This is a genomic window from Ruminococcus sp. 8Y-12 (assembly GCF_058119865.1).
The window spans coordinates 456,752-470,271 of record NZ_CM176623.1 but is presented as its reverse complement, the minus strand read 5'-3'; the positions used below and the strand labels follow the sequence as shown (position 1 = coordinate 470,271).

Annotated in this window: 10 protein-coding genes; 6 read left to right on the top strand and 4 right to left on the bottom strand. The window is 50.8% G+C overall.

Annotation, left to right across the window (positions count from 1 at the left end; genetic code table 11):
* Positions 1-46 precede the first annotated feature (46 nt).
* Positions 47-1,048, bottom strand: coding sequence for a LacI family DNA-binding transcriptional regulator (locus tag AC0THY_RS01820; protein WP_489992767.1), 1,002 nt, complete (start codon positions 1,046-1,048; stop codon positions 47-49).
* Positions 1,049-1,235: 187 nt separating this feature from the next.
* Between AC0THY_RS01820 and AC0THY_RS01815 the strand changes: the two genes are divergently transcribed.
* The 6 genes from AC0THY_RS01815 to AC0THY_RS01790 all read left to right on the top strand — a co-directional run bounded on the left by AC0THY_RS01815 (position 1,236) and on the right by AC0THY_RS01790 (position 8,681).
* Positions 1,236-2,216 carry an aliphatic sulfonate ABC transporter substrate-binding protein gene (locus AC0THY_RS01815; RefSeq protein WP_489992766.1) on the top strand — a complete coding sequence of 327 codons (981 nt, stop codon included), beginning with the start codon at positions 1,236-1,238 and terminating at the stop codon, positions 2,214-2,216.
* Positions 2,217-2,307: 91 nt separating this feature from the next.
* Positions 2,308-3,081 carry an ABC transporter ATP-binding protein gene (locus AC0THY_RS01810; RefSeq protein WP_489992765.1) on the top strand — a complete coding sequence of 258 codons (774 nt, stop codon included), beginning with the start codon at positions 2,308-2,310 and terminating at the stop codon, positions 3,079-3,081.
* Complete coding sequence (locus AC0THY_RS01805) at positions 3,053-3,844, top strand: ABC transporter permease (RefSeq protein WP_489992764.1); 792 nt, start codon at positions 3,053-3,055, stop codon at positions 3,842-3,844. The genes AC0THY_RS01810 and AC0THY_RS01805 overlap by 29 nt, the downstream gene beginning before the upstream one ends.
* Before the next feature lie 74 nt (positions 3,845-3,918).
* Positions 3,919-5,172, top strand: coding sequence for a peptidase T (gene pepT / locus AC0THY_RS01800; protein WP_489992763.1), 1,254 nt, complete (start codon positions 3,919-3,921; stop codon positions 5,170-5,172).
* Complete coding sequence (locus tag AC0THY_RS01795) at positions 5,159-5,722, top strand: NUDIX hydrolase (RefSeq protein WP_489992762.1); 564 nt, start codon at positions 5,159-5,161, stop codon at positions 5,720-5,722. The genes pepT and AC0THY_RS01795 overlap by 14 nt, the downstream gene beginning before the upstream one ends.
* 358 nt (positions 5,723-6,080) lie before the next feature.
* The gene (locus AC0THY_RS01790) at positions 6,081-8,681 is read left to right on the top strand and encodes a cation-translocating P-type ATPase (RefSeq protein WP_489992761.1); all 2,601 of its coding nucleotides are present in this window, start codon (positions 6,081-6,083) and stop codon (positions 8,679-8,681) included.
* Positions 8,682-8,790: 109 nt separating this feature from the next.
* Here AC0THY_RS01790 and AC0THY_RS01785 read toward each other — a convergent pair whose 3' ends face one another.
* The 3 genes from AC0THY_RS01785 to AC0THY_RS01775 form a co-directional block, all read right to left on the bottom strand.
* Positions 8,791-10,209 carry a sensor histidine kinase gene (locus tag AC0THY_RS01785; RefSeq protein WP_489992760.1) on the bottom strand — a complete coding sequence of 473 codons (1,419 nt, stop codon included), beginning with the start codon at positions 10,207-10,209 and terminating at the stop codon, positions 8,791-8,793.
* The gene (locus AC0THY_RS01780; RefSeq protein WP_489992759.1) at positions 10,206-10,910 is read right to left on the bottom strand and encodes a response regulator; all 705 of its coding nucleotides are present in this window, start codon (positions 10,908-10,910) and stop codon (positions 10,206-10,208) included. The genes AC0THY_RS01785 and AC0THY_RS01780 overlap by 4 nt, the downstream gene beginning before the upstream one ends.
* 165 nt (positions 10,911-11,075) lie before the next feature.
* Positions 11,076-13,451: an endonuclease MutS2 gene (locus tag AC0THY_RS01775; RefSeq protein WP_489992758.1), complete on the bottom strand. Its 2,376-nt coding sequence runs from the start codon at positions 13,449-13,451 to the stop codon at positions 11,076-11,078.
* Positions 13,452-13,520 lie beyond the last annotated feature (69 nt).

Here is a 13,520-nt window from a genome sequence, read left to right as displayed (position 1 = left end):
CGGGCAGGCTCTATTCTTTTTATAGTAATTTATGAAACACCGTATCCTATCTTAAGAGATAACAGCTCTCTCTTACCACCAGCCTGCAGGGTACCTCCAGGCGCACATTCTCCGTGTGCTTTCCCCGAATGCGGCTGATCAGCAGCGTAACCGCCAGGCGTCCCATATCTTCCTTGGGTATATTGATGGTGGTGAGCAGAGGGGTGGTGTCCTGCGCAGCTTCGATATTGTCAATGGAAATCACGGAGGGCTGGTATTCTGTCTGAGGAAATTCATGGTAGGCCCGCAGTACCCCCAAAGCTGTGACATCGTTTGCACAGAAAATAGCAGTGGGTTTATCCGTGCCTTCCATGATGGAGCGCATCACCAGATAGCCCTCAGGCTCTGTCTGGGCTGTGGGGTGAACGTTCTGAAAGTGGAAGGGGATTTTATGGGAGATGAGAGACTCATGGTAACCGGTAAAACGGGTCTCGGAGCTGCAGTCCCCGATATAGGCAATCTTCCTGTGTCCAAGGGAAATCAGATACTCCATTGCTGTTCGTGCAGCCATGACTCCGTCGCATACGATCTCATCAATCTCATACTCCGTAGGATTGCGGCCGATTCCCACAATGTTCCGGTAATGGCTTTTGAGCTTTGGGAGAAGGGACTGGGGGCACCGGCCTAAGATCATGAGCCCGCTGGTGGAGCCGCTGTCACAGAAGGAGCTGTCCATCAGATCCCGGGCGTACAGCACGTGATTCAGGATGCAGTGCTGCTCAAAGAGTTCTGTTTCAATGTGGCGGAACACCTCTTTAAAAAATGGATCAGTTTCCAGGGAGTCAAATCTGGACAGCAGAACAGAGACCTTTAAGGGCGCAGAGGCAGAAGACGCCCCTTTTTTCAGGTTTCTTGCGCTCTCATTGGGGAGATACCCCAGCTCTCTGGCAGCGGACCATATTTTATCCTTTATCTCCTCTGAGGCACATTTATGGTTTTTATTATTCAGGACCCTGGAAACGGTGGAAGGGGAGACTCCGGTTATCTGGGCAATTTTCTTTAAAGACATGTAAACCTCCGTGAAAACGTTTGTGTAATTTGGGGTGAATCTTTCCGCTCTATGTGTTACTATCTGGGTGTTCGCGGCAACTGTTCGGCAGGTTTCTGCCTTTGCTGTACAGGCCGCAGGAAAAAGATTCGGTATGTTTTCATTATAAAACCATAAAAATATTTGTCAATGCAGGAGGAATGGAAATATGAATATCTGGAAAAACGTAAAACTCACAGGCTTCGTTCTGTGTGCAGCCGCGGCTCTGGCAGGATGCGGAAAAAAGAATGAGGATAAGGTACGGGTGGCCTACTTTCCCAATATAACTCACTCACAGGCTCTGGTGATGAAGTCCCAGGGGCTGCTGGAAGAAAAGCTGGGGGAGAGTGCGGAAGTGGACTGGATTTCTTTTAATGCAGGTCCCGCTGAGGTGGAAGCCATTTTCGCAGGAGAGATCGATATGGGTTATATAGGACCTGTACCCGCAATCAGCGCTTATATCAAATCCCAGGGGGATGTGCAGATCATTGCCGGGGCTGCAAATGCCGGGGCGGTGCTGGTGGTGAGGGACGGTGCAGGCATTGAGAGCGTGGAGGATCTGGACGGGAAAAATGTTTCCATCCCCCAATTGGGCAATACCCAGCACCTTTCCCTGCTCAACCTCATGAAGGAGAATGGCCTGAAAACGAAAGCGGAGGGGGGCACGGTAAATGTGGTAGCAGCCTCCAATGCGGATGTGGCCAATTTGATGGATCAGGATAATATTGACGCCGCTCTGGTGCCGGAACCCTGGGGAACCATTCTGGAACAGAATGGGGCCAAGGTTCTGCTGGACTATGATCAGGTGTGGATGGAGGGAAATTACGCCACAGCTGTGGTGGTGGTGCGGAAAGAATTCCTGGAAGAGCACAGGGATGTGGTGGAGAAGTTTATAGAGGCGCACCAGGAGTCAACAGATTATATAAATGCCAACCCCAAAGAAGCGGGGAAACTGGCAAACCAGGAGATCGAGGAAGCGACGCAGAAGGGGATTGAGGATGAAGTGCTGCAGAGGGCATATGAGAGGCTGATTTTTTCCACCGTGATTCCGGAGGCTTCGATAACAGAGTTTGCCAAGCTGAATAAGCAGGAAGGATTTATAGACGAGTTGCCCAACGAGGATATCATTGATAGCAGTCTGCTTAAATAAATGGTTTTTCTTACAGTCAGCGCAGTAAACGAGCAGACCTGTTAAATAGCTACAATAATTACAAAAAAATACGGGAAACAGGGAGGTAAAGATGACCGTTTCAATAAAGAATCTGAGCAAGAGCTTTGAGGGAACCCAAAAGGAGACCCTGAAGGATATCAATTTGGAAATAGAACCAGGGGAGTTCATCTGTGTGGTGGGCCCGTCAGGATGCGGAAAGTCCACTCTTTTAAACCTGATCGCGGGACTGGAGACACCTACGGAAGGGAGTGTTCTGGTAGACGGGCAGGAGGTAAAGGCGCCGGGGGCGGACCGGATCGTCATGTTTCAGGAAGCGGCTCTTTTTCCTTGGCTGACCGTGGCAGAGAATGTGCGGTTTGGCATGGAACTGGCCGGGCTTGACCGGACAGAGCAGGAGAAAAGGGCACAGTACTATCTGAAGATGGTCCAGCTCTATCACTTTAAGGATTATCCAATTCACCAGCTGTCAGGAGGGATGAAGCAGCGGACCGCCCTGGCCCGGGCGCTGTGTTTGGACAGCAAGATACTTCTGATGGATGAACCCTTCTCAGCCCTGGACAAGCAGACCACCAATATTTTGCGGGATGAACTGCAGAATATTTGGCTGAAAACGAAAAAGACCGTCTTTTTTATCACTCACAGTGTGGAGGAGGCAGTGTTCTTTGCAGACCGGATTGTGGTGCTCTCGGACAATCCGGGGGAGATCAAACATATCTACCAGGTGAATCTGCCAAGGCCCAGAAAAATTGATTCACCGGAATTTATTAAAATACGTAAGGAAATACTGGAGCTGGTACAGAGGGAGGTAGTGAAAATTGCAAAAGAAGAATATGACCAGGAATAGGAAAATCGGAACACAGATCCTCATTTATATCATACTGCTTGCCATCTGGCAGTGCGCGTACACAGTTGGGGTAAATGTGCTGGAAATATGGAAACCTTACGCCATGCCAAGCCCTCTGGGTGTGGTGGAAACTCTGGTCAGCCTCTGTGCGGACAGAACCCTGTTGATGGCTGTCCTCTACAGTCTGCTGCGGGCTGCGTCCGGCTTTCTGATTGCCATTGTGATCGGTGTTATAGTAGGTATCATTATGGTACAGTTTGGGGCTGTGGGCAGCGCTTTAAAGCCCCTGATACTTGGAATACAGTCTTTGCCCAGTGTCTGCTGGGTGCCGTTTGCTATTTTATGGTTCGGGCTAAAGGAGCAGGCCATTCTCTTTGTTGTGATCATGGGATCTGCGTTCAGTGTTTCTTTGGCTTTAGAAAACGGGGTGAGGAGTATCAATCCAATTTATCTAAAAGCAGCCAGAACCATGGGAGCTTCGAAAAAGGCACTGTATTTGAAAGTGATTTTCCCTGCAAGCCTGCCCGCCCTGATCGCGGGACTCAGGCAGGGCTGGTCCTTTGCGTGGAGAGCCCTTATGTCTGCGGAGGTCATGTCTGCCTCCACGGGGCTTGGCTATACTCTGATTCTGGGCCGGGATCTGGCGGACATTAACCAGGTGATGCTAGTTATGCTGGTAATTATTGTGGTTGGCATTTGTATTGATAAGTTTATTTTTTCCTCTGCGGAAAAGAGGATTTTGGCAAAAAGAGGGTTTGTCTGAAAAATAGATGGGGCCTTGTCTTTCCACTGTGGTCTTGATACAATAGTAGCGAAGAAAATGGAGGTGACAGGCCTATGACGATACAAAGGGAAAGTGTGGCCGGGCGGTTTCTGCGCTATGTGCAGGTACCCACAGCCAGTGATGAAAAAAGCAGTACAGTGCCCACTACAGGGTGCCAGTTTGATTTGGCCCGTATGCTTGTAGAAGAGCTGAGGGGGATGGGGATCACGGATGCCAGGGTAGATGAGAAATGCTATGTGTACGCGTCCATACCAGCCAGTGAGGGATGTGAGAGATGTCCGTCCATTGGATTTATCGCCCACATGGATACGGTGTCAGATTTTGCCCGGGAGCAGGTAAAACCTCTGATTCATGAGGAGTACGATGGGAAGGATCTGTTTCTTGGAGACAGTGGACGTACTCTGGAAACCAGGGTTTTCAAAGGCCTTGCTGACCTGAAGAGGAGAACACTGATTACCAGTGACGGAACCACAATCCTGGGGGCTGACGATAAGGCAGGAGTGGCTGAGATCATGACCTTGGCCCAGAGGCTCATGGAGGGCGGGACGGCCCATGGAAGGATCTGCATCGGTTTTACCCCGGATGAGGAGACTGGGGCAGGGGCTGATTATTTTGACGTGGATGGCTTTGGAGCTGACTTTGCCTACACAGTGGACGGCGGGGCGGAGGGTGAAATTGAATATGAGAATTTCAATGCCGCAGGCGCGACATTTGAGATAAACGGTTTTAATGTCCATCCCGGGAGCGCAAAGGATACTATGGTCAATGCAGCCCTGGCTGCCATGGAGATCAATCAGATGCTTCCAAAGAAAGAGACACCCAGAGATACGCAAGGTTACGAGGGCTTTTACCATCTCCTGGAGATGGAGGGAAATGTGGAGAAAGCATCCCTGTCCTACATTGTCCGTGACCACGATAAGGCGAAATATGAAGAAAAGCTGCAGAGGCTTCATGAGATTGCGGATGCGCTTAACCAAAAATACGGGGAGGATACGGTTTGTCTGAAAATTAAGGAACAGTACCGAAATATGGCGGAGAAGATCAAACCCTGTTTTCACCTCATAGAGAATGCGCGAAAAGCAGCAAAAGCCGCAGGGGTGGAGCCGGTGACAAATCCCATCCGGGGAGGCACAGACGGAGCCAGGCTCAGCTTCATGGGGCTGCCCTGCCCCAACCTGGGAACAGGGGGATACGCATTCCACGGGCCTTACGAGCACATCACTGTGCAGGGGATGGAAAAAGTGGTGGAAATCCTGATGGGAATCGTGAGAGCGTACGCAGAGGTGGAAAAAGATGGAGTACTTTGATATACGCACAGCAGACGGAAAAGTAACCGGACAGGTCAAGGAGCGGTCTCTGGTACATCGGGACGGAGATCTGCATGGAACTTCCCATGTGTGGCTGGTACGGAAAAACAAAAGAGGAGAGTGGGAGATTCTGCTTCAAAAGAGAAGCGCCGACAAGGATTCCTTTCCGGGATGCTATGACATCTCCTCCGCGGGACATCTCCCGGCGGGGGAAGATTACCTGGACACAGCCGTCAGGGAGCTGTGGGAGGAGCTGGGAGTCAGGGCCTGTCCGAACCAGCTGCAGCTGGTGGGAATGCATGATGCACTGATCCATTCAGAATTTTATGGGAAGCCCTGGAACAACCACGAGCTGAGCGCGGTGTATGTGTATTTCTGTGAACTGGAGCCGGAGCGGATGCGGATACAGAAGGAGGAGGTGGAGTCTGTCCTATGGATGGAACTAAGAGAGTGTCTTTGTAAAATAAAGGCGGACAGCACCTGGCACTGCCTCTTTGAGGACGAGATGCAGATGCTGGAGCGGTTCCTTAAAAACCAGGAGTGTACATAGAGCTGGTTACTGTGCACATGTTCACAGTAACCAGAGTTGTCAGATGTCGAAGAGGTTATCCAAAAAATGGTTGACAACCACCCGGTAAGCCGTTATACTTATTTAACAGCAAAAATTAAATACTTCTGTTAAAGGGGAGTAGTTTTAATGCACTGTCAACAATCGCGGTTGATTCAGCCTGGTGGTGCATGCCATATTTTTTGGTTACGAGACTTTTAATGTATTTATTTACGGGAATCTGCGGATTCTTATAAATAAGTATATTGGAAGTCTTTTGTTATGTTGTGGGTTGATGATGGAGTGTATATTTTGTTTCGCAGGAAAAGAAACTGTGCAATGGAGAAAAGGAGGAAAAGCCATGAGCAATTGGTATCAGATGAAGGGGGAAGAGGTGCTTGAGAAGATGCAGACCCGGCTTGATGGGCTTACACCCGAAAGGGCAGGGGAACTGCTGGAGGAAAAGGGGGAAAATGTGCTGCAGGAGGGGAAGAGAAAAAGTACCCTGCAGGTTTTTTTGTCCCAGTTTGCAGACCTGCTTGTAGTAATATTAATCATAGCGGCAATTATCTCCATGATTTCCGGAAATGTGGAAAGCACAGTGGTCATTGTTGCTGTGATTATCATGAATGCAGTGCTGGGGACAATTCAGCACAAGAAAGCGGAGAAATCCTTGGACAGTCTGAAATCTCTGTCCTCTCCCAGCGCCAAGGTGCAAAGAGGCGGACAGAAGCTGGAGATTCCCTCTAAGGAAGTGGTTCCAGGAGATATTCTTCTTTTGGAAGCCGGAGACCTGGTGGTGGCAGACGGAAGGATCTTAGAAAGCTTTTCCCTTCAAGTGAACGAGAGCTCTCTCACCGGTGAGTCAACCAATGTGGACAAAAACGAACGCCTCATTGCAGAGGAGGCCCCGCTTGCGGACCGAATCAACATGGTGTTTTCCAGTTCACTGGTCACCTACGGCCGCGCTACCGTGGTGGTGACGGGAACCGGTATGGATACGGAGATCGGAAAGATAGCCAGCCTCATGAATGCCACGAAAGAGAAGAAAACTCCGCTGCAGATCAGCCTGGACCAGTTCAGCAGCAAGCTGGCTATGGTGATCATGGTGATCTGCGTGGCAGTGTTTGGCTTAAGCCTTTACCGCAGGATGCCGATTCTGGATTCCTTAATGTTCGCCGTGGCTCTTGCTGTGGCTGCTATTCCGGAGGCCCTCAGTTCCATTGTAACCATTGTACAAGCCATGGGGACCCAGAAAATGGCTAAGGAGCACGCTATTATCAAGGAGCTGAAGGCGGTGGAGAGCCTGGGCTGCGTTTCCGTTATATGCTCAGATAAGACCGGGACCCTGACCCAGAACAAGATGACCGTACAGGAAATCTATCTGGACGGAACAGTGCTGAAACCCGAGGAGATCGATCTGACCAATCAGCTGCACCGGTATCTGATGTACGATGCCATCCTTGCTAATGACTCCACAATTGTGGATGGAAAGGGGATCGGTGATCCTACGGAATTCTCTCTGGTGGAGATGGCCAGGGATATCGATATCCCCGATGCGGTGATCCGGGAGCTTATGCCCAGGATGGAGGAAATTCCCTTTGATTCCGATCGGAAGCTTATGACTACAAAGTACAGACTCCACGGGGTGCCCACTCTGCTCACAAAGGGGGCTGTGGATGTGCTGTTGGATAGGACCACACGAATACGAACCTCAGAGGGCGTCTGTCCAATTTCGCAAGAAGACAAGAAACAGATCCTGGAGCAGAATCTTCGCTTTTCTGAAAATGGACTGAGGGTTCTGGCCTTTGCCTATCGGGAGGTGGAGGAGGAGGATACCCTCTCACTGGATGATGAATCCGACTACATTTTCCTGGGGCTGATCTCCATGATGGACCCTCCCAGGGAGGAGTCCAGAGCAGCGGTGGCGGATGCCAAGCGCGCCGGAATACGGCCTGTCATGATTACAGGAGACCACAAAATCACAGCCAGCGCCATTGCAAAACAGATCGGCATCTTCCAGGACGGGGATATGGCAGTGACAGGGACCGAGCTGGATGCCATGAGCGAGGAGGAGCTTGACCGGAACATTGAAAAGATTTCCGTTTACGCCAGAGTCTCACCGGAAAATAAGATCCGCATCGTGGAGGCCTGGCAGAAGAATGGAAATATCGCAGCCATGACAGGAGACGGTGTCAATGACGCGCCTGCTCTTAAAAAGGCTGACATCGGCGTGGCCATGGGCATCACGGGGACGGAGGTATCGAAGGACGCTGCATCCATGATCCTGACGGACGATAACTTTGCCACCATCATCAAGGCTGTGGCAAACGGGAGGAATGTATACCGGAATATCAAAAATGCCATACAGTTCCTGCTTTCCGGAAATATGGCGGGTATCCTGGGCGTGCTTTATGCGTCCCTGATGGCGCTGCCCATGCCCTTTGCGCCTGTTCACCTACTGTTTATCAACCTGCTGACCGACTCCCTTCCTGCTCTTGCAATTGGCATGGAGCCTGCGGAGAAGGATCTGCTCTCTCAGAAACCCAGGAACCCAAAGGAAGGAATCCTCACAAAAGACTTTATGATCCGGATTCTTCTGCAGGGTGGCTTGATTGCTGTTTGTACCATGACCGCTTTTCACATTGGCATGAAGCAGGGAAATGGGGGCCTGGCCAGTACCATGGCTTTTGCCACCTTGACGGCAGCCCGCCTGTTCCACGGATTTAACTGCAGAAGCAACCACTCCATTTTCCGAATCGGATTTTCGGGTAATTGGTACAGCCTGGGAGCGTTTGTGGCCGGTATGGTGCTTCTGAACCTGGTACTCTTTGTGCCGTTTCTGCACAGTGCATTTTCCATTAACCCGCTCTCAGCGGTACAGGTGGGAACGGTCTATCTGCTGGCTGTGATTCCCACGGTTGTGATTCAGCTGGTAAAGGTGGTCAGGGAACATAGATAGAAAGTAAGCAGCAGTCAACAGGCCTGTGCAATTATAAAATAAAATGGGGTGTCACCCAGCAGTTAAGTTTTCGCTGACGGGTGACACCCCACATTTTTTTTCACATTCCCTATTCTTTTAGCTTAGGCTTTGGCAAGGTAAAGGTAAACTCAGAGCCCACGCCCTCAGTGCTTACCACATTGATGTTTTCGTTGTGGGCCTGTATGATTTCCTTTGTGATTGCCAGCCCAAGTCCGGTGCCTTTCTTATCTTTGCCCCTGGAGGGGTCTGTCTTATAGAAACGCTCCCAGATTTTTTTAATGCTGTCTTTGGGGATTCCCTCCCCTGTATCCTTGACGGATACAAAGACCTTTTCATGTCGCTCCGTTGTCTCAATAAAGATGGTGGAGTCCGGGCGGCTGAATTTAATTGCATTGTCAATCAGGTTGTACAGTACCTGCTGGATTTTTCCCATATCAGCGGACACGCTCAGGACCTCAGAGTCAAAGAGCAGGCGGATGGAAATCTGTTTTTTCTGGCAAGTGCCCTCAAAGGAGGCCGCAGTGTTGCGGATGACAGTATTGATGTCAAAGTCTGTGATCTCCAGCATAGTCCCTTTGCCGTCCAGCTTATTTAAGGTGAGAAGGCTGCTGGAGAGTTTATTGAGGCGCTCGGTCTCAGAGAGGACAATTTTTAAGTACCTTTCCTGCATTTCCGGCGGGATCGTCCCATCCAGCATGGCCTCCACATATCCTTTGATAGAGGTCAGGGGGGAGCGGAAATCATGGGAGATATTGGAGATGAACTTTCTCTGATATTCTCCGGATTCATTAATCTCCCCTGCCATATAGTTCATGGAGGCAGCCAGGTAGCCGATCTCATCGTCCGTCTCCACCGGGAGCTTGTAATTTAAGTTTCCGCTGGCGTACTCATTGGCTCCTGCGATGATCTTCTTGATGGGCAGATACACGATAAAGGTAAAGGCCAGAATGATGATCAGTGAGAGCAGGAAAACAATCACCAGTGAAATATAATTCACATTTAAAAAGCTGTTTTTTTCTGAATCCAGCTGACTGAGGCTGTAGTGCATGGCAATATAGCCCTTGGCCCGGTAGTTGGAGGTAATGGGGGCCACTACGCTGAGGACATCATCAGAAAAATGACCAAAGAAGTCTCCCTGCTGGTAATAGCTTCCCGCAAGCTGTGTGGGGTCAAACTCTTCAATGGTTTCCGTTGTGTCCGGGTCGTATTCCCTTGAGGTATCCAGGAGGATATCCCCCTGAGTATTCATCAGCCAAATCTCTGTGGACTGGTAGGCAGCCAGGGAGGAAAGGCTGGAGTAAATATCCTGCAGGGAGGTCTCCTCCTTGTAGGACTGAACCAGGCTGCCGGCAGCCACCATATTGGCGGCCTTGTACATGGCCTCTGTCTTGGACTTTACCAGGTGGTTCTGGATCAGGCTGGCAGTGACAATGGACACAGCTACAAAGCTCAGAATGCCAAAACAGAGATAGGCAATGATGAACTTCAGGTAAAGCCGTTTTTTCATTGATTTTTCACCTCGAATTTATAGCCGATTCCCCAGACGGTGGATATGGACCAGCTGTCATGGTCTTTGATTTTTTCCCGCAGGCGCTTGATATGTACGTCCACAGTGCGGGTGTCTCCGATATATTCATACCCCCAGATATGGTCCAAAAGCTGTTCCCTGGTGAACACCTGGTTAGGGGAGGAGGCCAGGAAATAGAGGAGCTCCAGCTCCTTGGGAGGCATGTCCACAGTCTCGCCCCGGTAGACAACCGAGTAATTGGTCTGGTTGACCACCAGATCCGGATACTCCACAATCTTTCCGGTCTGCCTGCCGGGTGACGTTTTTTCAGGCTGGAAACGGCGCAGCACAGCCTTTACGCGGGCCACCAGCTCCTTAGAGTCAAAGGGCTTGATCATATAGTCATCCGCACCCAGCTCCAGCCCCAGCACCTTGTCAAAGATCTCCCCCTTGGCGGAGAGCATGATGATGGGCACAGAGGAGCGCTGGCGGATCTCACGGCAGACCTGGTAGCCGTCAATGCCGGGAAGCATCAGGTCCAGCAGAATCAGGTTCGGAGAAAAGGAATCAAACTCCCTGAGGGCTGCTTCCCCGTCGTTTACAATTCTGGTGTCAAAGCACTCCTTGGTGAGATACAGGGAAATCAGCTCCGCAATATTATTGTCATCGTCTACAATCATTATTTTCTGTCTTGCAACCATTTTACATCCTCCAAACAGCGTCTATTTTTTAAACTTGTAACAGTTTATTCAAGCTGCCCTGATCTTGCATAAATCCATTAAAATCGCCTGCGGCGATGGTATTTATACACTCTTGAATCATGTTCTAACGATATGCGCAGTAAATGCGCACACCTGCCTGAACTGTTACTTAAACTCTACGATAGTCACACCCGCGTCGCCCTCTCCGAATTCTCCCAGGCGGTAGCTTTTTACAATCCTGGATCTGCGCAGGTAGTTGTGTACGCCCTTTCGCAGGGCGCCGGTTCCCTTCCCGTGCACGATACGCACAGAGGGCATATGGGCCAGGTACGCATCATCCAGGTATTTGTCCAGCTCTGAGATGGCCTCATCCACGGTCTTGCCCAGCAGATTGATTTCCGTTCCCACGGAAGCCGACTTGGACATCTTGATCTTTCCGGCTCCGGTTCTCTGATAGCCCGGAGCTGTGACAGAGGGTTCATCCAATTTCTCCAGATCACTGATATTGACCTGGGAACGGAGAATGCCCATCTGCACATAAAGGTTGCCCTTTTCATTGGGCAGGGTGCTGACGGTTCCATTTAAATTCAGGCTCAGGACTTTTACGGAATCTCCGATCTGTAAATCCCTGGACCTCAGTTCTTTTTTGGGCTTTTTGTCTGGTTTTAGGGACAGGTTCTTTTCCACACCGGAGAGCTTCGTGCGCAGGCGCTCCCTTTCCTTCTCCATCTCCTTGGCGGAGACATTGGCTTTTCCAAACTTATTGAAGTTGCGCATGGTAGTGTCGGCGTACTCCTTGGCCTCCCGGAGTATGGCCTGGGCCTCTTCGTTGGCTTTGCGCAGGATGGCCTCTCTGCTGTTTTCCAGTTTATCCTGCTTTTGTTGCAGGCGTTCCTTTAAGGTGTGTATCTCTTCTTTGTAACGGTTGATTTCTTCCCGCTCCCGTTCTATGGTAACTCTGCTGTTTTCCAGGTCCGTGATCAGATCCTCGAAGTTCTCATCCTGCTCCGACAGATGTGTCCTGGCCTCTTCAATGATCTCCTGGGGAAGTCCCAGCTTTCCTGAAATGGCAAAGGCGTTACTCTTTCCCGGGATGCCTATGAGCAGACGGTAGGTGGGGCGCAGCGTCTCCACATTGAACTCGCAGCAGCCGTTTTCAACGCCCGGTGTAGATAGAGCAAAGACCTTTAGCTCACTGTAGTGGGTGGTAGCCATGGTACGGGTTCCCCTGCGGTGCAGGCTGGAGAGTATGGCAATGGCCAGGGCAGCGCCCTCAGTGGGGTCTGTTCCGGCCCCCAGCTCATCAAACAGCACCAGGGATTTCTCCGTTGCCCGCTCCAGGATGGATACAATGTTTGTCATGTGGGAGGAGAAGGTACTAAGAGACTGCTCAATGCTCTGCTCATCCCCGATATCTGCGAACACATCCTCAAAGATGGAAAGTTCCGATCGGTCAAAGGCAGGAATGTGCAGTCCGGCTTGCCCCATGAGGGTGAAAAGCCCCACTGTTTTAAGGGAAACCGTCTTTCCGCCGGTGTTGGGGCCTGTGATAATCAGGAGGTCAAAATCCTTTCCCAGATGGATGTCAATGGGAACCACAGCCTTTTTGTCCAGAAGGGGATGGCGTCCCTTCTTTATATGAATCCATCCCTTCTCATTAAAAATGGGCTCTGTCCCATTGTAAGAGCGGGAGAGCATGGCCCTGGCAAAGATCACATCCAGATCTGTGAGCAGGGTCAGGTCCTCGGAGATGATCTCAGCCTCCCCGGCAGCCATCTCACTCAGATTGGAGAGAATCACTTCGATTTCCTGCTCCTCCTTCAGCTCCAGCTCTCTCAAGTCATTGTTCAGCTTCACCACAGCCATGGGTTCCACAAAGAGGGTGGAGCCGGTGGAGGACTGGTCGTGGATCATGCCCGGTACCTGCCCTCTGTACTCTGCCTTCACGGGCAGACAGTAGCGGCCGTTCCTCATGGTAATAACTGCGTCCTGAAGGTAGGTTCTGGCGGAGCCGTTCACCATGGAGGTCAGCTGGGAGTGGATCTTGTCGTTGGCCTGCTTCATGGACCGTCTGATCTGACGCAGCGTGTTGCTGGCATCGTCGCTGATTTCGTCCTCAGAGACAATGCAGCGGCGTATCTCAGCGGAGAGGGGAGTCAAAGGCATCAGGGCCTCAAACATGTCATCCAGAGAATCCCTCTCACCCTCCTCAGTCTCCCTGCGGGAGTAGGCCTTCACCCGGTTACACGCCTCCAGCAGCTTGCAGAGGCAAAGCAGCTCACCGATGCTCAGTATACTGCCGATCTCCAGCCTCTTTAAAATGCCGCGGACATCTGACACACCGGAAAAAGATACGCTCCCTTTCTGGAATATACGTGACAGGGCATCGCTGGTTTCCCTCTGAGCCGCGCGGATCTCATGGAGATCTGTGGAGGGCACAAGACTGCGGCAGATCTCCTTAGCCAGGGGAGAGCCCGCAAAGGAAGCCAGCTGGTCAATTATTTTATCGTATTCTAAAGTTTTTAATGCTTTTGCATTCATATCATTCACCTGTTTGTTTTGCCTTAAAGTCTGTTTCGTCATCACTTCATTGTAACCCATAATAAAACA